This window comes from Rhodonellum sp. (assembly GCF_030656585.1).
Taxonomy (GTDB): domain Bacteria; phylum Bacteroidota; class Bacteroidia; order Cytophagales; family Cyclobacteriaceae; genus Rhodonellum; species Rhodonellum psychrophilum.
This window is the reverse complement of record NZ_JAUSPP010000031.1, coordinates 286,430-306,500: the sequence shown is the minus strand read 5'-3', so window position 1 is coordinate 306,500 and position 20,071 is coordinate 286,430. Positions and strand designations below refer to the sequence as shown.

The 20,071-nt window shown below is 42.9% G+C and carries 9 protein-coding genes; all 9 read right to left on the bottom strand.

Going from position 1 to position 20,071, the window contains the following annotated elements; genetic code table 11:
• Window positions 1–156: 156 nt before the first annotated feature.
• Entirely contained in the window at window positions 157–1,728 is a 1,572-nt protein-coding gene (locus Q7J63_RS08230) for a glycoside hydrolase 43 family protein (RefSeq protein ID WP_304885326.1), read from the bottom strand.
• An 89-nt stretch (window positions 1,729–1,817) separates the two neighbouring features.
• A complete protein-coding gene (locus tag Q7J63_RS08225; RefSeq protein WP_304885325.1) occupies window positions 1,818–2,969 on the bottom strand; it encodes an endo-1,4-beta-xylanase in 1,152 nt (383 codons plus the stop codon).
• 425 nt (window positions 2,970–3,394) lie between these two features.
• Window positions 3,395–5,515, bottom strand: a complete 2,121-nt coding sequence (locus Q7J63_RS08220) for an endo-1,4-beta-xylanase (protein WP_304885323.1) — start codon at window positions 5,513–5,515, stop codon at window positions 3,395–3,397.
• A gap of 27 nt (window positions 5,516–5,542) precedes the next feature.
• Window positions 5,543–6,574 (bottom strand): DUF5627 domain-containing protein, encoded by a 1,032-nt coding sequence (locus tag Q7J63_RS08215; RefSeq protein WP_304885321.1) that lies wholly within the window; start codon window positions 6,572–6,574, stop codon window positions 5,543–5,545.
• 50 nt (window positions 6,575–6,624) lie between these two features.
• A complete protein-coding gene (locus Q7J63_RS08210; protein ID WP_304885319.1) occupies window positions 6,625–8,400 on the bottom strand; it encodes a RagB/SusD family nutrient uptake outer membrane protein in 1,776 nt (591 codons plus the stop codon).
• 11 nt (window positions 8,401–8,411) lie between these two features.
• The gene (locus tag Q7J63_RS08205) at window positions 8,412–11,438 is read right to left on the bottom strand and encodes a SusC/RagA family TonB-linked outer membrane protein (RefSeq protein WP_304885317.1); all 3,027 of its coding nucleotides are present in this window, start codon (window positions 11,436–11,438) and stop codon (window positions 8,412–8,414) included.
• 35 nt (window positions 11,439–11,473) lie between these two features.
• Complete coding sequence (locus Q7J63_RS08200) at window positions 11,474–13,387, bottom strand: RagB/SusD family nutrient uptake outer membrane protein (RefSeq protein WP_304885315.1); 1,914 nt, start codon at window positions 13,385–13,387, stop codon at window positions 11,474–11,476.
• Between the two features lie 11 nt (window positions 13,388–13,398).
• Window positions 13,399–16,806, bottom strand: a complete 3,408-nt coding sequence (locus Q7J63_RS08195) for a TonB-dependent receptor (protein ID WP_304885313.1) — start codon at window positions 16,804–16,806, stop codon at window positions 13,399–13,401.
• Window positions 16,807–18,088: 1,282 nt separating this feature from the next.
• Window positions 18,089–20,041 carry a sialate O-acetylesterase gene (locus Q7J63_RS08190; RefSeq protein WP_304885311.1) on the bottom strand — a complete coding sequence of 651 codons (1,953 nt, stop codon included), beginning with the start codon at window positions 20,039–20,041 and terminating at the stop codon, window positions 18,089–18,091.
• Window positions 20,042–20,071: the final 30 nt, after the last annotated feature.

The window sequence follows — 20,071 nt, the reverse complement described above, 5'->3', positions numbered from 1 at the left end:
GTTACCGTCCAAATGGCATCGGAAAATTTTTCCGCCATTTCGCCACTACGGTAATCCCACCAATCAGCCGAAGTGGCCACTGTTTTCCTGCTCTATCCAAAAACAGTTTAGGGGAATGAGCATCTCTTGGCTATCGAACGGTCTTTTCATCAGGGATTAAAATTTTATTTGATCCTCAATTTTGAAATAGTCAAAATCAGCATGACCTCCAGGCTGCTGGGTTGAGTAATAGAACAAACCGTACCGATACCCCATGAAATGAGGAAGCGTGTATTTCATTTGCAAAATATCTCCCAATTGCTTCCAGTTTTTTCCTTCATCAAGGCTGTAATAGAATTTTGCTTCGTCTTTCCTTTCGTGAAAATCACAGACAGCCCTCAGCAAAACCGAATCCCCAACGAATGCTACGGTCTCAATTTCACTTTCAGATGCATCAGAAGCCTTTTTCATGACCAGCTTTTTTTGTCCATCCTGAACCCGAACGCCAATCAGTCCATAGTCTTTCTGCAGCAAAGTAAGTCCTGCAAAATCACCTTCTTTCATCCCAGAAACATCGATTTTGATGGTTCCCATACTTTCGGGACCAATTGTCCTTTGGGTAAGGGTGTTTCTGGCGGATAAAACACCTTGGTCAACCCGATCGGTTTTCAGTCTGAGGGTTCCTTTTTTCCCATTGATAGACCAAAGATCAGGAACGGGATTGTGATTCCATTGCCAGACCAAGGGCAAATCGGCATCTCTTTTTTTCCTCTTGAAATCATCAGAAGCGACGATTCCAGGCATAAGTCCTTTGCTTTCCGGCAGGTCAAGTTCCATGGGGACCTTACCGGCTACGCCCAAAACCGGCCATCCATCTTCCCAAGTGACGGGGACCAAATAGGGGACTCTACCTACAGCACCATTGTCCCGGAAGAGATAAGCAAACCAATCTCCATTTGGAGTGTCAATCAAACCTCCTTGAGCAACACCCTTGTCCTGAAGCGCAACTCTTCCTTCATAAGGGCCTTCGATATTGTCCGATCTGTGGATGATGACTGTCCGCATTCCCCCTTTGGGCCAGGCGATATTGAAAAGGTAATATTTGTCATTGACCTTAAAAAGTTGTGCCCCTTCAGCCGGCAAGCCGACATTGTTCCCTGAAGGTTCGGTGGCGTTTTGGATCAATACCCTTTCCGTATTTGGTTTTATCCCAGTCAGATCACTTTCCAATTCCACCATTTTGATGGTGCCAGCTCCCCAAATCAAATAGACCTTTCCATCGTCTTCAAAAAACAAGGTATGGTCATGCAGGGAAGGTTCGAAGGCCATGGATTTCCAAGGGCCCTTTTCGATGTCTTTGGTAGAATAAATGTAAGTTTTACCCGTGTTTCCAGAAAAAGTACCTATGTAATAAACACCGTTGTGGTATCTAAGGCTACTTGCCCAAGAACCTTTTCCATACATCTGTTTTCCATTTTCCAGCTTTAGATCCTCGCTTGAACTCAATATTTCATAAGCATAATTGACCAATTCCCAATTGACCAGATCCTTGGATTTCATGATGGGGACTCCGGGATTCATGTGCATGGTCGTGGAGCCCATGTAATACGTATCCCCAACCCGGATCATGGACATGTCAGGCACATCCGCATGGATTATTGGATTGGAGGCTTTTTGACCATAAAGAGAGTGACTCGAAAAGCAACTCAAAAAAGTGAAGAATAGGAGGGTAAACCGAAGGTTGCGCATATAGGATTAAATTTTGATAGGCCACATACAATCAAGTACATGGCCTTTCAAGAAGTTAATAATTTTGTTGGTTTAAGTTAATAATTGAGCTATTCGTATTTTGCTGCAAGTTGGATTATTTCGTTGACGACCGTTTTTGGAGAATTGTCTCTATTGAAGAGTAGGGGATAATCTGTTCTGCCTCTGACAGGCCAGCCGTTTTTCCAGGAATCTCCGTCATTCACTCCCCAAAGTGTTACCCTTGAGATTTTGTCATGGTGGTCCAGGAAAAGTTTGAAGAAGGCTAAATATCGCGCATCAAATTTCTTTTGAACATCATCGGGCAATCCTTCTGTATATGGATTTAGACTTTGTTGATAGTCCACATTGGTCGATACATCAGCGCCCATGTCCCCTCTCGGTGATGGCAATACGCTGAGGTCCATTTCCGTGATCATCACAGTCACTCCAAGACCCGAATAGGCCAAAATGCTTTTTTCGAACTCCTCAATGGTGGGATATTCCAAGCCCAAGTGCCCTTGCATTCCGATACCATCGATTTTGATCTCTTGGGCTTGTAAATCTTTTACCATTTTCACTACGCCTGCTCTCTTTCCAGAGTTGGCCATGGAATAGTCGTTGTAATACAATTCGGCTTCCGGGTCTGCTTCGTGTGCATACTGAAATGCCAATTTTATAAAATCCTCACCAAGGATCTCAAAAAATTTACTTTTTCTCCAAGAGCCATCATCCAAGATTGCCTCGTTGACCACATCCCAGCCTTTTACTTGGCCTTTGTATCTGCCCACTACGGTTTTGATATGGGTTTCCATCCTTTTTGCCAGGACTTCTGGGCTGACATCTTTCCCCTCTGCATCTGTAAAAAACCATCTCGGCGCCTGCGAATGCCAGATCAAGGTATGGCCGACGACATGCAGGTTGTTTTTCTTGCCGTATTCAACAAACTTGTCTGCTTGGGAAAAATTAAATTCCCCTTCTTTGGCTTGAAGCATGCCACTTTTCATGACATTTTCCGCAACAATTGAATTGAAATGGGTACCAAGTACTTCCATCGTGGAGGCATCTGTCTCGTTGATGTGGTTTCTCCCCATAGCAGCACCGATATAAAATTTGCCTTCGAAAGCATCCTTCAATGTAATTGCAGGATTTTTTTCCGATCGCACTACGCAGCCCAATCCAATCAGAACGACTGCAGTGAGGGATATTCCATTTTTTAATTTATTCCATTTTGTGTTCTTCATTTAGCAATGGGTTCAAACAGGTTTGTATTGATATTTTTTAAGCTTTAAAATTCATCCAGAGTATCTGTGATGGAGAAATCTTAATTGGTGTTTTCGGTTTTTTTGCTTGCGAAATCTACAATGGATTTTATCGTATAGGTTTTTCTCGATCCTTTCGATTGGAAGGGAAACTGAAAACAGACTTGTTTTTTTATGATTTGAATAAAATGGAAAGGTCAACAATTAAGATTTCGTCAACCTTTCCATTAAACCCGTTTTACGCAATTCCAATTTTATTCCAGCCTAGGATTACTTAAAAATCAGTCTTTGATTACAATTTTTGACTTCACCTTATCGGGTGTAAGCTGAATTTTCCAATTTAATAGTCTGATTTTGTATTAGGTATAATCCCATTATGTGGTTTAAGGCATGTTTCGGGTTAAATTTTATTGATTTTTTAATCCATCCGCAAAACCTGCATAAGAAGGTTTACGCGTTAGGTTGACATCCCAAAGACCTTGTCTCAAGGTATTGTCTGATTCACTGTCAATGGCGCTTCCCAATGTGATTCCGTATCGCTGTGCAGCTGGAACGTATTGTTCGTAAAGTGCCAACACTTCTCCGTAGATTTCGGCTTGTCTTTCCAGCATCGTTGCTGTCGGCTGTGCAGACATGATGCGCACTTCTAAGCCCGAAACCCTGACCATCTTTCCGGTAGCTGCCAACAATTGGAACATGGTACCGATATCTGATGTGTTGGAATTCAGAGAAAGTTGCATTCTAGTCCCGATGCCATCTACTTGAGCGCCCTTGTTTTCCAAATAAGTCACATAATCGATCAGACCACGGCATTTATCCAGATTGGCTTCAAGACCACTCTCATTGATAAATAACAAATCTGCTGGATTACCATGTTGACGAGCCATTTGAAATGCCTTTACCCCGTAGTCTTTGCCCAAATAATCTTGCCAATAAAATTCTCCATCTGGCAAAGCCCTACCCAAACCGGATCTCAATTCTGCTGGATTGTTCTGATCCATCGGTTCATCGAGTACATTCCTGGCTTTGATTTGGTCTTTGGTCTGGCCGACTACCTGAGAAACCCAACGCTCCATTTGTGTACCGATGATGGAATTTTTTTCTTGGGCTGTCTTCTCCACCACAGTGGTACTTCCACCTGAAGCATTGGCATTGCTCAGCACCACATTGTCAATGTAAACAGTGCCCGCAAACTCTCCATAACTAAAAATCAATCTCCCTCTATCGTCTGCGTTTACAGTAGTGGAAAGATTTGCCAAGCGCCACTCTTGCGTCACGAACACTTGACCAAATCCATTTGAAGAGTAATCCGGACTCTGTAATTCAGGCCTGATCACCCCGTCTGCAGTTCCTTTTACCCAAAAACTCAGGTTGTAAGTTTCGCCGTTTTTGACCGGCTGAGCCAACTGATAAACCGTCTGGACTTCCCAGAAACCCCCTGTTGTGGAAGGGTTGGTGACAAAGAATGCACTTCCGGAACCGCCAACTCCCTGGCCATTGGCTGTTACACCTCTTGTGGAATTATTGCCCCATCCACCCCAAGAATCACCAGACTCGAAATCTCCGTTGGAAATGAGATTGCTGATCATTGGGGGTCCATCGACATCATAGACATACAGGTTGTTGATGTCGAGATAGTAAGTTGCGGAAGGCGTATATCCCAATTCCAATTGGAATTTAAAGGAATTGCCTTCAAATGCATTCACCCTAAACCTGACTTCCTTCCAAGAAATACTTGTTGAAAATGTAGGTGTGGCAGGTCCAGAACCAAACCATGCAAGCTCCGGAGTATTTTCTGAAAGCCCTTCAAAAGTAAATCTGCCTTCACCGGGAACATCAGATTTGATATAAGCAATGACCTCATATGTTTTGCCGGGAATGACCGGGATATCCGGCGAGGTGATCCGAACGCTGTTTGGTGAAGCTACAGAAGCACCCACTTGCAATTTAACTGCAGGCACACCATTTCCCATGCCATCGCCTTGCGCTATAGTCACTCCTGAACTGACAGTCCAATCGTTCAACTCACCCTCTTTTAATCCATCTAAAGCCAATTCATTGTCAAAGGCGGGAGATTCTACAATCAACGGAGAAAGCAAGCCGTTGAGATAAGCTGAATTTTGGTTGTTGTAGGAAATCAAAGAGGAGCCAAATACGGAAACGTCTTTTTGTGCCGCCATCTCCAGAAGACTCTGGATGTTTACCAAATTGATGGTGCCATTGTCTTGAACAAGATTTCTATGGGACATACCGGTGTTTGGCGTAAACTCATTGAAATTCCTATTCACAAATCTATATTTCAATCCAGCAGAAGTGTAATCTGTCAGTGGCATGGCAACACCCAATTTGAAATTGGGATAGGCCACCGTGTCGAGCAAACTTCTCAAGGCTGCATAACTGTTAAGCTCTTCCTGCAAAGCGATGCTTTCGGGTTTTTCAGTATTGAACGCTAAAGGATCAAAATCAGCACATGCAGTCATCAAACCCGCCGTTAATGCCAATATTCCAAGTTTTTGAAATTTTTTCATACCTATTCCTTTTTAATTTTTAAATCACTATTTCAAAACTGGATTGAAGGTTTCCAAACCTACTCCTCGATTTCTCATTACCAAAGTATCTACAGCGCTAAGCCTGAATTGAGGATGATTGATCTCATATTGTAAGTAAATCGCATCTCTATCCTGGTTGCCCCAACTTTTCTTTTCGCCTTTTTTCACAAAAGAACCTGATCCGGAAGCGGTGATTCCATCAGTAGCCGAAGTAACCGTACAGTTGCCTTGGTTGTCAAAAGTCAGAAAAAGATCAGCGGTAATATTTTCTCCGCCTGAACCTTGGATGGTCAGAGGAAACTGAATGGCGCTTAAAGATTCGGTATGGAGACTTTTCAACTCATCTTGCTCCACAAATTCCCTTCTTCTCACCACTTCTTTGCTCAGACCCTCAAAACCGGGCTTGCCTGTCATGGTGTCTTTTCCTCTTCTCAGATAGATGCCATGCCATTCATTGACATATTTAATGGCATAGAGGACAAAGTCCTTCGGTATGACATCCCAGTCGCCGATTACATGCGGATTGGGATTGGCCAAAGTGGACCTGCCCACAAGTACAGAGTCTGCATTGTCCACGCTTTTGATTCTCAATGGAACCACATAGGTGTTTTTAAGCGCATTGGGATCGTTGAAGAAGGCGCCTGTCAACTGGATTTCTACCCCACCAATGATTTCACCTTTTGGGATGATGATGTGGGACGCAGCGAGCTGATAATATTCAGAAGGCAATGTCAGGACTTCATCTCCACCCTCAGAGAACAAAAGATTATTGGAGAGGGATGGGTCAACCTCGATTTCGAGCCGGAGATCCTGACGATTTGTGTAAACGCCACCGGTTGTAGCCATTATCCTGAACTTCCGTTCATTGTCAAGGGAGGTGTCAAAGATGTCCTCTCCCAGTGTGATCGTTCTTACGGGATATTGATGGGCAAAATACACCGTTTGCTTGTCAAAATCAGGAAATTCCCAGTCTTGGTTCACACAGGAAAAAGCTCCTATCACCAAGGATGCAAATGCTATTTTTATAATTTTTTTCATCTTTAAATTCTTTAGACTTCAACGAATTGCATAAACGACAACACTAAATTTTACCATCCTGTATTTTGACTGATTGCGCTGTATTTCAGGACTTCGCTCAAAGGGATTGGGCCATACTTCATGTGGTTGTCGAATACCCTGTTTTGAACATTTATGATTTGAGATCCATTATTTTGGATTCGGATCCCGCGGGCGGTTTCTGTCAGATCAAGATCCCATCTCCTCAAATCCCAAAACCTAAATCCTTCAAAACACAGCTCCAGTCTTCTTTCATTTCTGATCAGGGTGCGCATTGCGTTTTGATCATTTTTGATAGATTCCAAATACGCATCTCCATTATTCAGTCCTATTCCAGCCCTCTGTCTGATCGCTTTGATCACGTCATAAGCTGAATATCCATTTCCTCCGGTAGTGGTTGGGCCCCATGCTTCATTTGCCGCTTCGGCATAGATCAAATATATTTCCGTATACCTGATTCTCGGCATGATATGGAGCTGACCATTCACTGAAACTGGGTTTAAATTGACATCTTGTCTTAGCAGTTTTCTCATGTAATACCCCGTTCTGGTTGAGACTTCCACCCTGTTGATGCCATCATTGGTTCCTCCATCAGCACTTGTGTTGATGGTTTGGTTGTTGGGACCTGCTGTACGGCCATTCGAGATGATGAAGTGGTTCAATCGAGGATCTCTGTTCGCATAAGGATTGTTGAGGTCGTAATTGCTGGAAGGATGGGAAAGCGGATAGCCATTGGCGTCCGGAAATGCATCCACCAAATTTTGGGTAGGATTTAACAAGCCATTGCCAAATTGGGTAGGAGGGAAATGGGCTGCTTCCAAATTACTGGAGGGACCACCAAGAGACGCTCTCCAAAGTATTTCGGAGGTATTGACACCACCTCCAAGATTATTGATTTCTGAAGTATTGGCATACCAGGTAAGACCTGTTGGTGCTAAACCAGAAACGCCATTATTCATGTCAATGATCTCTGCGGCAAAATTAGCGGCATCCTCCCAAGTGGTGCTGTTTCCTTGGCTGAATGCAGGACTCGCGGCCATCAAAGCCGCTTGGGCCCTGATGGCCGCAGCAATTCTTCCACTCAGCAATTGCCTTGCATCTTCCCCAAATACACGGTTGTAATCATTTCTACTTGCTCCAAGTGCCCGATACTTCTCTGGAACCATCGAATCATTGGAAACATCCTCGTAATCTGTCGGAAGCAATTCCAAAGCTTGTTCAGCATCAGCATACAGCTGCTGCATGGATGCTTCAAAAGTACTCCTGGGCAAATTGAATTCAGAGGTCAGATCTTGTGGAGAATTGAAGACTTGTACGCCCAACAATTGTCCATCTGCAACACCTCCATGGGATTGTAGAAGATGGAACATAAACAAGGCGCGTAACCCATAGGCCTCCCCTTTGATCCTGTCTGCAAACATTCTGTCCAATAAGTCATTGCTCACGGTAAATGAAACCTTATCTGCAGTTTCAATCATGATGTTCAAATACTGAATCGCAGCATTGGAATTGTTCCATTGGTTGAGGGGGTTATTGTCAGATGCCCATTGCCCACCTGCAACAAGGAAGAAAGCGTTGTTTTCATTGTTGCTTACTGCATCATCGGTAGCCATGTCATTGAAACTCCAGCCATTTCTGGGGATTCTCGCATAACCATTGATGATCAATCCCTGTGCAAACCTTGGCTCATTGTAGCTGCTTTCCAAGTCCCTGTTGTTTTGAATGGCAGGTTCCAATAAATCTACACAGCCTGAAAATAAGGCTGAGAAGAAAGCCAAAACGACAATTTTATGTGTATACTTTTTCATTTTTCGATGATTTAAAATTGTGCTGACAAACCAAGATTAAAGAACCGCGTCTGAGGAGCAGTACCAATATTCATTTCCAGTATCTTCCGATTGGGACTTAAAGTCAAAAGGTTGGAGCCATTGATATAGACATTCATTCCCTTGATAAAATCACCGCCAAAGAATTGCTCAGCAGGCACATTGTAGGTAAGCTGAACCCTTGCAAGGTCAAACCGATCTGTGCTGTACAGCCAAAAATCAGAGTTTCTAAAATTGTTGGCCCCATTCAGCGTGGTCAATCGGGGGAAAGTTGCGCTTTCAGCCGTGCCTTCTGTCCATCTGTCTCTTACTACTTCAGAATATTTGGCTTCTCCCGAGACCCAGAAATACGAACTGTTCTGCATCGCATAAGCTCCTTTTCTGGCCACGCCCATCGCAAAAAACGTGAAGTTTTTCACCTGAGCAGTTACATTAAAGCCCAACGTCAAAGGAGCACCAAACCAGCCACCTCTTCCCAGAAACACTTCATCCTGAGGGGTAACTCTGCCGTCTCCGTTTTGGTCTGCATAGCGCAAATCCCCCGGCAATACTTCACCAAAAATCTGGGTAGGCGAGGCATTGATTTGTTCTGTATTTCCGAAGAACCCTTGATTTCTCAAACCCCAAATGGCATCGATGGGGTTGTTCGTCCTCTCTTGATATGGGTCTTGCCAATTTTCTCCTCTTTGCAGTGCCTTGGTATTGTAATAGGTACCCACAATTCCAAAATTCAGATTTGCAGCACCTAATTTTTGGTTCCAATTCAGATTGAAATCAAAGCCAGATCTTTGGTCACTGTTGTAATTCTCAAAAGGGATAAAGGAGGATGCCGGAAACCCTGTAGTAAAATAACTTGGATACACATCACTTCTCTGCACCAACAAACCAGACATTCTACTCAAGAAATATGAGCCGGTAAATGCCAATCTGTTATTGAATAGTGAAGCATCAATACCAAAGTTCACCTCTTCACGTTTTGGGAAGGTCATATTTGGGTTGGCACCTCTTCTTGAGATCGTGGAGATGTTGTTCAATCCGTCTTTCCAGGTATAAAACACGGTGCCGTCCCCTTGTTGCGTATAAACCTGCTCATACAGGTAGTAATCCTGGATATCCAAATCCGTATGGATGATACCTCCCGAAACGGAAAGCAATAAGTTGTCAAAAATAGACCCTTGCAAAAACTCTTCGTTACTGATTCTCCAGCCCAAAGACATGGTTGGGGAAAAAGCCCTTCTGTTGTTTTCCGGTAATCTGGCCGAGTGAATAATTGCATTATTCATTTCAACCAGATATTTGTTTTTGAAGTTGTAAGCCAAATGCAGCCCGACGTTGGCATTACTTACGGCATGATAAACCTCTGAAACCGATCTCTGGAAGCCTCCTGCCACCAATATTGCAGAGATTTCATGGTGCTCATTTATGACAGTTTTGTAATTAAGCTGTGCAGACATGGCCATGGTCTGTTGAAACCTGCTGTTATTGATGTTCTGAGTTCTTGAGCTGGCATCTTGTCCAAATCGAGTCAGGCCAGAGATGAGGTCTTGACCCGCATAATTGTTCCATTGAGGTTGGTACACTGCATAATTGTTGTTAAATGACAAATTATACGAAGTCGCATAGTCCAGCCCAAACCTTGAACTAAATGTCAAACCTGGAAGTACATTTTTCAAATCAGCATTCACGCCAGTATTGAATTGATATTGTCTACTGGTAAATTGACTGGAACCCCCTGCATAAATCCCAGCAATGGGATTTGATTGTTCAAGCTGCGTACCTCCCAATAGGAATTGTCCATCAATCAGGTGACTGCTGTTTCTAACAAAATTCATTGAGGCCTCATCATCTTCTTCAAGTGCACTAATCGGAATCAAGGGAGAGAATCTATGCGGCCTAATGGAAGCTGCACCTTGAAAGAAATTCGCATTTACCCCTTTGCCATTGTAGAAAATTACCGCGGCATCAGCAAAAGCCGTAATGTTTTTACTCAGGTTCATATCCACGTTTCCACGGATGTTGAACCGCTCATTCCTGTTTTGGGTAGCCTGTCCAAAATTCAACAGCGAGCCTTCCGACATGAATCCCAAATTTGTATAATACCTGGCCCTATCATTGCCACCCGCAATTTCAAGAGTCCCGTCATGTCTGCTATAGGCCTCCTGTAGGTATTGGGGTGAATAAAAATCCAAGTTTGGATATCTGTAAGGATTTGAACCTGAGCCATGATTAAAAACATCCTCTTGGGTATAAAGCGGTTGCAAACCATCATTGGTACGCGCTTCATTATAGAGCGTCATGTATTCAGCAGAGCCTAAATACTTAGGGATTCCCTTTGGTACATGGATTCCTGTGTTTGTCGTGACATTTATCCTTTGCTTGCCGGCAGCTCCCCGCTTGGTGGTAATCATGATCACACCTTTGGCTGCCCTACTGCCATAGAGTGCTACTGCAGATATTCCCTTCAGGAAAGTCACCTGCTCGATTTCCAAAGGCATCACACTTCCCACATCTCTAGGAACACCATCCACCAGAAGGAGGTATTCATTGTTTCCCCATAGATTCCCATGAAAACCTGGCGCAAAAACCTCCATGTTATCCAAGGAATAAGTAAAGTAGTTCTTCTGTAATAATTCTGGAACATTGACGAAGCTTATGCCTCCAATTAAATTGGACTGATCCCGTTTTTGATAGGCAGTGTTTACAAGTCGTGATTCCAGTTCACTATACAGAATTATTTCATCCATCTGAGCGGACACACGAAGTACTTTGGTCTCATACCCGGGTGCAGTCACAATAAGAAGTGAGTTTGGAAGTACATCAATTGTAAATATTCCATTTTCATCAGTGGTGGTGATCACTTCTTCTTCTTCATTCTTAATTTCAACAACAGAAAGAGGAAAACCAGTTTGATCTTTCACTGTCGCCTTGATCCGTATGGCTTGATCGGACTGTGCTGTAACCCAAATAGGAGACAACATGGCCACTACCATCAAAAACCACATTATATTTTTATATTTCATGCTGAGTTTCTTTTGAGTGATTTATATTAGAAAAATTACCAACCCGGATTCTGTTTGAATTCAGGGTACAAAGTCACATCAGAAATCTTCAAGGGCAACCAGTAATGTCTTTCTGCCAAAGGCCTTTCCAAAAGCACCTCTTCCCGTAAATTGAGCACCCTCATATTTGTAGGATCTCCATCCAGATCTGACTCAGGAGCCCTTGTGAATTCCAAAGACGTTTTCAGGGTGTATGGTCTTTCTATTAGCAACAACCACCTTCTCAAATCATTGAATCGATGTCTTTCGAAGGCCAGTTCAACAGCCCTTTCCCTCCTGACCTCGTTTAAAAACACGGGAACAGAGGTTTGGAATTTTTCCAAGACATTGGGCATGCCTGCTCTGGTTCTAATCGCATTGACTGCATCCACTGCTGTTTTGTCAAAATTGGAGGATTTGCCTGCGACATTGTTTTGTCCCATTAATGCGGCCTCAGCATACATCAAATAAACATCCGCCAATCTCAAATAGGGAACATTCAGGTGCAAAGCCGCTCCGAAAGCAAAAGCATTGTCATATGCATTGGCCTGCAGCGGAACAAATTTACGGTTGACATAACCCGTAGGGCTACCGGAAACCGCACCTCTGTAAGTACCCCCTGTAAAAAGATTTGCATGGCGGTTGTCTTCTTGATTTGGTGGCATCGAGCCTTGCACTACCTGAACACCATCAAATACAATACTGCTGTAAAACCTAGGATCTCTTCCTTTGAAAGGATATTCAGGATCATATCCGGATTCCGAGTCAGCATTAGAAATATTATTTGGAAGTGGATGCCCATTCGCCATCCCAAAATTTTGGTTTACATAATTGGCAGTGGGGACAAACTTGGTCGCGTCACCATCCACGATGATGGATGGGAAATATTGTTTGGTGATCCCGAAGTTGGATTGATCCCCAGACCAGTACAAGGACCTGAAAATAGCCTCTGTGCTTCCAGAAAGCGCCCAATTTTGTCCAAGGGTGTAGAAATTACTATTCCATCGCTCAAAAGGCACCAAGGAAAACTGTGTTTGGCCACCCTCAACCAAAGCAAGGAGTTCTCCAAAGGCTTCCGCAGATCTTTGGCAGTACGTAGCGTTGTAGATTTTACTTCCAGTGGATTCAAAATTCATCAAGGGACTTCCCGCATAAAGCAGATTCTTTCCCAGATAAGCGAGCGCCATGGCCTTGTTTATCCTCAATTCATTTCTCCCCAATGTCCTTCTGCCTGCTACTGTGTTGTCCCAATTCATGGGCAATAAATCCGCGGCTCTTCTGAAATCCGCAGCTGCTTTCTCGGCACTTTCATGATAGGAAAGTCTTGGCTCTCTTAACACCTGATCGCCGGGAAGCACCCTGTCAATGTAAGGCAAGCCTCCCACATATTGGATCAGCATAAAGTGAAACCAGCCTCTAAAGAAAAGCAATTGACCTTCGATCAAATCTCTTTCTTCTTGAGTGGCCTCGGTCATTCTTTCAAGATTCGCCAAACCTAAATTGGCTTTTCTGATCCCATACCAAGCCAATGGCCACAATCCCTTATTGCGTGGATTGTCTCCGGTATCGGTCATGTTTTTATCCATCCAGCTAGACTGCCCTCCATGGCCACTGTGCTCAGCTTGCCAAGCCCAAAAATTACCCCTGTCAAACATAAAAGTGACATGGAAATTGCCGGCTGCCGACACCATTTCGTCTTCTCCCCAATTCCATGAACTCGTCCAATAAGTCGTAGTGAAATTGGGAACGCATTGGTACAACTCTTCAGTGAAACCCTGAAAGTTTTGGAAATTCAAAAAAGCAATTTCTTCGGAAACCACAGACCCAGGTGTCCTTTCCAAGTAATCTTCACAGGAAGAACCTATCGCAAAAACCAAACAGATTGAGAAAATGCGTGATAGTTTTGTTTTTATATGATTGAATTTTTTCATTTTAGATCAATTTAAAATGTCATTGTTAGTCCCAAATTAATACGCCGCACCATTGGGTAACCACCTTCGAATGAAGCACCTACACCAAAATTTGATTCTCGGTCATCAGGCATTTTACTCCAAACCAACAGGTTGTTTCCGTTTAGAAACATTCTCAATCCACCTAAACCAAGCTTGCTTGCTTTCTCAGGTCTTAGGGTATAGGCAATTTCAGCGTTCTTGAGCCTTAGATATGACCCATCATACAGGTATCGGGTACCATAATAATAGGAGGTAGGCGTCAACCAGCTTGGCAATGGGGTATCGGCGTTGGGGTTGTCTTTTGACCAATAAGTCCCCTCTTCGTAGACCAAATTTCTCTGACCATCAAGATTGGTAAAGGGAACATCTCTTGTTACATTGTTGACCCCATATAGCTGGACGAAAAATGAAAGTCCCCTCCATTCCATGCCTATATTTGAATTGAATGTGTTTTGAGGAACTCCGGAAAAACCATAAGGAGCAGAATCAAAAGCGTCAATGACACCATCCCCATTAAAATCTGAAATATGGTAGCCTCCCGGTAATTTGCTTCCATTGTTGGTGTTGTGGGTTGTGCTGGCATACAGCTCATCCCACGAGTTATAGTACCCCTGATCTAGGTGAGACCGATATTGTCCCAATTGGAAACCAGCTTGCTTTTGGTAATCCACCAAAAACTCAGGATCATCTCTGTTGATGACCACGTCCACTGCCCTTGTGACTGCCAAATCAGCCCAAACTCTAATCCCGTTTCTAAGAATTTTATTGAAACCAAGTTGTATTTCATATCCGGTTGTCGTTACTCTTCCCAAGTTGGCCGCTGGGGCATTTGCACCAAAATAACTTGGAATAGAACGGTCTCCTGCCATGAGGATGTCAACCCTATCATCTTTAAATACATCAAAACTACCGTCAAGCAGTCCATCAAAAAGACTGAATTCTGTTTTAAAGTTGTACTTGTAGACGGTTTCCCACCTTACACTTGGATTTCCAATCACTTGTTCTCTGTACCATGTATACTGACTGTTATCGCCGCGCCATCCGATGTTGGCAAGTCTTGAGCTTCCCCCAAAAGCCCATTGATTCATGTATAGAAATCTGCTGCCGATATTGTCATCCCCTACCTGGCCATAAGAAGCCGTTACTTTTAGGAAATCCACGGCGGATATTCTCTTCATGAAATTTTCTTCTGAGATTACCCAGCCTAAACCTCCTGATGAAAAGAAGGCGAACCTGTAATCAATACCGAATTTTTCCGATCCGTTGTAGGCACCATTGTACTCCACAAGATATTTTCTCTTGTAGTCATAAACCGTCCTAAATACCCAATCTTCCCTATAACTTGGTATGATATTTCCAATCGCATCTTCCTGTCTGCTGAACAAGCCCATCAGATTCAAATTGTGATCATCGGCAATGGTGGTGTTGTAATTGAGTTGAAGCTGATAAAATAATCTTCGTTGCGTACCCCTTTGACCTTGATCAAATGATCCTCCTTGTGTGGTCCAGGCTATCGGTTGGAAGAAATCAAAATTGCTGTTGTCAAAGTTGTTCTTAAAATTCACCCTTCCCGTTACCGGATCAATCCACATTTGTTCTGTGTTGTTGAATAAATCATTGACACCTCTTCCTACTTCAGTGAATGTATTGTCCACTGCGATCGTACCGCGGAAATTCAAACCCTTCACGATCATCTTCAAATCCTGTTCAAGCACTAGATTTGTCGAAAGACTGGTTGTGGTGATGTTTTCTATGCCACCGATAGCGAGAACCCTCGCGGAATTGATGGCACCATAATCGTCCAGTGGGTAATATCCCCAAAGGCCGTTGTCATATCGAGGAACAAAAGCATCCGGAGGATTTCTATAAGCCGCCCGCCAAAAATTCGCGTCATCGCCACCTTGCCACGGAGTTTTTCTTACTCCGTAAATACCCCCCATGTTGATTTTTAGGTTGGTGGTAGAGGTAAGCTGAAAATCTAAATTGTTTCTAAAATTGAGCCTGTTGAAATTATAACCGGGGGAATACCCTCTGTCATTCTCAATTTGTTTGAACAAATCCCCTTCATTCTGAAAATCAAAAGAAGTGAAATATTTGGTGAGCTTAGTACCTCCAGTGATGGAGACATTGGCATTGTAGGCCATTGCATAGTCTTTGAAAAGATACTCCTGCCAATCAATATTCGGGTATCTTTCAGATTCCTCCAGGTTTGCCGGGTTTCTGTATTTCTCTCTGATTCCCTCAGGAATCATCTGAGACCAGGCTTGAGGGCTTACCGAAAGCTCTCTTTCGATGGCTTGGTTTCTGATGCCAATGGCATCATAGGCATCCATTTTGCCGGGCAACTTTGATGGGGCTTTTACGGTTGCATTTACCCGAACAAGGATTTCGGCTTTGCCTTCCTTGCCTCTTTTTGTAGTGACGATGATTACCCCATTTGCGCCTCTTGAACCAAAAACCGCTGTAGCCGAGGCATCTTTCAGGACGGAAATCGATTCCACTGATCCCACATCCATTTGGTTGAAGAACTCAGGCCTTTCCACGCCGTCAACTAGAATGAGGGGGGAATTGCCATTCCAGCTATTTTGGCCCCTGATAAAAATCTGAGGCGTTTCGTCTCCTGGCATACCGGAGCTAGAAGTTGTGATCAACCCAGGTAGGTTTCCGGTCAAAGCTGCACCCAAGTTGGAAACACCACCGGTTCGCTGCAGGGTTTGGCTATTGGTTTGGGAAACAGCACCGATTAGGGTTTCTCTTCTTTGCTCACCATATCCAATGATCACGACCTCGTCCATTGAAGTTTCGTCTTCATTCAAGACAACATTATAAGCGGTCCTGCTTGCACTTACCTGAATTTCTTGGGACTTGAATCCTATGTAAGTAAAAATCAAAACCTCTCCGGGTTCAGCATTCAACCTAAACTGACCCTGTATGTCTGTCGCGACTCCTCTTGTGGTGCCCTTTACCAAAACAGTAACACCGGGTATGGGCAAGCCATCCTTTCCGTCAGTTACGGTTCCAGTAATCTGAGCCAGGACTGCATCAGCATTTACCGGTAAGTTTTCGGTCCCAGAAGATTTCTTTGGGGCATTTGCATTGAATTCAAATTTGTTTTTTGAAGCCAATTGCTCACTCACAGTGGAAAGATTCAAACTTTCCTTTTGTGTGTTTTTTGATTCACTCTTTAAGGGAGTAACAGACAACTTAGCATCTTGGCTAAGTTCACCAAGTACAGACCTCGAACTTGCCACTGCGGAATTTTGAAATTCAGCCGTGGCCATTCCTTTGGCATCTCTTGCGTGAACGAGTGAAACAGGAGCAAATATCAGCTGTGCCACCAGAACATACGCAACGTTTCTTGATAAGAAAAAGAATCGCCTTAGTAATTGTATATCCATATAGTTTTGGTAATTGTTAATTGTAGGTTTGATAGATTGAGTGATCTTCATCTTTCCAAAGAATACTATTGAGACCACCTTTGTAGGAAGAATTTCTCCCTGCAAGATTTCTGTTAGCTCGTATTCATTTTTTTGTTGGCCATTGATTTAGGTTTTGGGTTGTGTTTTATATTAGCGTATAATTTTTTGTAAATCCTGATAGCAATTCAGCTAAATGGAAGGCTATCCCCTCAAATTTTATGGTCCGTTATTTTATAGAGATGATTCGATGGGGGATGAATATCACCCCCATTGAAAAACATTGCATTCAGATTTTGGACAACAGAGATGTTGATGCCAGAGGAATAGTGATAAGGGGACTTGGTGTGTAACTCTCACAAAAGCTTTTCAAAATCCTCTTTTTTCCAAGGGAAGAAATTCCTCTCAAGCGAGGCGCTTTTGTCGTAAAGAATGAAATAGATTGAAGCAACATTTTATTTTGGGTTTTGTGAAAATTGACAGAATCAAATATAAAAAGTATAGCGAAAAAAAAGAATTCTATCCTAAGTGTTAAATAATTGAAAATCAACGATTTAAAATACTCATTGCGCTTATTTAAACCGCAAAAAACCATGAAAAAGCACCCTGAAAGCGATTAGGAAAGGTTTTTGATTAAAATTATGAAAAATCAGTATTTCGCTTAGATGAACATGCTGATTTTCAATGATTTATAATGTGATTAATTAAAAGTTTTATTGTTTTTATTTCCTCAGATAAAGCAATTGCCTATCATTTCAACCTTAAAAAGCCACTGTAGAAAAATAATAATTGCCCAATCATCCTATCTGCTAATAGAATTTACTGTTGGACAAATAATTGAAAGTATAAAAAGGAGGAATCAGCATTTTAAAAGTGTTTTAAATGCTTTGTTTTTTGTTGTCGATTAGGTGTTTTCCTGTTGTTTCAAGCGAATGAAGAGATGGCTGAATACCAAAAAAATGAATCCTGACTATCCGAATTTTTTGAACCCTTACCATCGATAAAATCAAAAGGTTTGACCCATCACAATACATTGCTTCTGATCATGATTTGATATTCCTCCTTATAAAAAATAGACTTTGAGGAATAAATATTTGTGGAAATAACTTGGCCTAAATAGAGATCTCTGTGTGAGTGAAGTATTGAGTCTCTGTCCTGCATTATTAATTTTATTCCAGCCTTGGATTGCTTAAAAATGAATAATAAGCTTGAATTGAGTGCGCAATGCATAATACGGGTCAAACCAAATGGACGAATCGCAGGACTATTTCAATGCGACTTCAAAGGGGGAAGCTGGCAATCCCATAGAATTGATCAAATTGGCCCATTGGGGATTATTTGCCCATGCGTACCGGAGCTTAGTCGGGTTCTTTGCCCCTTTGATTTTGATTATTACCTTGTCCTTTTTGTGAATTGCATCAATCCAAGTAAACGCTCCAAGTTCATCCGCGATGGCAAAACCAGTCAAGGTTTTCCCATCAGAAGTTGTCAATCCAGCTCCCGTTTCAGAAAATTTGAGGATCAATCGATTTCTTTTAACGTTCAGATTTTCCAAAAGTGGCCCCGAAAACGGTCCGGATTGCTCACCATATATTATCTTTTGCGCTTGCAAAGCCAGCCGATCACCCACGCTTTTTTTGTCCAATGGGTGAATGTCATTTGCCTCGCCAACATCTATGGTGATGGCCATGCCAGTATGGGGGATTTCCAGCGTTTTTCTTTGGATTTCTCTCATTTCCGCCCAGTCACTTTCTTGGGGTTGATCGACGACTTCCATGAAGTTTGGCAGTTGCACAAACAGAAATGGAAGTTCCGGTCTCGCCCATTCTTCCCTCCATCCATGAATCAGGGAAGTCATTTGCTGTTCATAAATGGTGGCTTGGCCAGCATTGGATTCCCCTTGGTACCAGAGAATCCCTTTCAATGAAAGCTTGTGCAACGGTGCAATCATCGCATTGTACAATCCCATTGGCTTAAAACGGATCGCTGTCTGACTTGGCGCTTGTGGCATTTTTGCTCCAATTTTGTACTGCCAGGATGTACTCAGATCAATTACTTGGTCGTCAATTTTCAGTTGGTAAGGTTTCTCGGTCGTAAATCCACCCCTTCCACTTTCATTCACGATCCTAATGACCAAAGTATTCTTTCCTTTTTTCAATATTCCTTCAGGAATTGAATACCTTCTTGGAGGATATCGGTACCCTGTACTTCCGACCAGTACGCCATTTACATAGGCCTGATCACTATCGACCAAAGTGCCCAGCAGAAGTGGGTGCGTCGCGCCTGTTGAAGGATCAAAATCCAAGGTGATTTCCTTTCTGAACCAAAAAACGCCATTCACGGGTCTGTTATTTCCCAAGGGCCAAAAGTCAACCTTCTCCATCAATTCCCAGTCTTTTGGGTCAAAATCCATGGAATACCAGGGGAGATTTGGGTTTTTCAACCCGAGATCTTTGGCGCTCAATTCATTTCTCCAGAAATTCATTTTTTCCTGATCGGTTTTCTCAATTTCCTCAATGACACCTGGGGTCTGAAAATGCAAAGCTTCTGCATAATCTTTTGGGAATTGCTTCAAATCCTCCTCCCTAAGCCATGATTGGATCGGTGAACCGCCGACACTCGCATTCACCATCCCAATGGGGACATCGTACTTTTCATTGAGGTTCTTTGCAAAAAAATAAGAGACCGCAGCAAATGACCGGATGTTCTCTTGATTCAACACCAGCCATTTACCACCTTTGAGATTAGATTTGACTTCGGTAAAGCTGTACGCATCGGGCACATCAAAATACCGGATATTGGCATTGGAAATGTTGGTAAATTCATCCGGAAACATCGGAGACACCCTTTCCATCGTCGTTTCCATATTCGATTGGCCGGAACATAGGTACACATCGCCAACCCAGATATCGTTGATTTCTATGTGCTCAGTTTTGCTGGAAATGCGCATCTGATAGGGTCCTCCGGCTTTCATGGCTGGAAGTGAAAATTCCCACTGTCCATTTTCCCCAGTGCTCCCAGTTAACTTTGCAGCATTGAATTCAATTTGAATTTCCTCTCCAGTGTCACTCCATCCCCAGACATTGATCGCGGTATTTCTTTGTAGGACCATTCCATCACTGATCAAAAAAGGCAGACGGATTTCGGCATGGCTCCTGCTGACCTGACCCATTACCAGGATTAAAAAAAGAATAAAGAATTGTTTGAAGAGGGTCATTTTGGGTTGATTTTAATCAATATGTATCCT

What these genes read in the sequence shown, in the direction of transcription:
- Q7J63_RS08190 (WP_304885311.1), bottom strand. Translation starts at nt 20,041, where the DNA reads ATGACCCTCTTCAAACAATTCTTTATTCTTTTTTTAATCCTGGTAATG.
- Q7J63_RS08215 (WP_304885321.1), bottom strand. Translation starts at nt 6,574, where the DNA reads ATGAAAAAAATTATAAAAATAGCATTTGCATCCTTGGTGATAGGAGCT.
- Q7J63_RS08210 (WP_304885319.1), bottom strand. Translation starts at nt 8,400, where the DNA reads ATGAAAAAGTATACACATAAAATTGTCGTTTTGGCTTTCTTCTCAGCC.
- Q7J63_RS08195 (WP_304885313.1), bottom strand. Translation starts at nt 16,806, where the DNA reads ATGGATATACAATTACTAAGGCGATTCTTTTTCTTATCAAGAAACGTT.
- Q7J63_RS08200 (WP_304885315.1), bottom strand. Translation starts at nt 13,387, where the DNA reads ATGAAAAAATTCAATCATATAAAAACAAAACTATCACGCATTTTCTCA.
- Q7J63_RS08230 (WP_304885326.1), bottom strand. Translation starts at nt 1,728, where the DNA reads ATGCGCAACCTTCGGTTTACCCTCCTATTCTTCACTTTTTTGAGTTGC.
- Q7J63_RS08220 (WP_304885323.1), bottom strand. Translation starts at nt 5,515, where the DNA reads ATGAAAAAATTTCAAAAACTTGGAATATTGGCATTAACGGCGGGTTTG.
- Q7J63_RS08225 (WP_304885325.1), bottom strand. Translation starts at nt 2,969, where the DNA reads ATGAAGAACACAAAATGGAATAAATTAAAAAATGGAATATCCCTCACT.
- Q7J63_RS08205 (WP_304885317.1), bottom strand. Translation starts at nt 11,438, where the DNA reads ATGAAATATAAAAATATAATGTGGTTTTTGATGGTAGTGGCCATGTTG.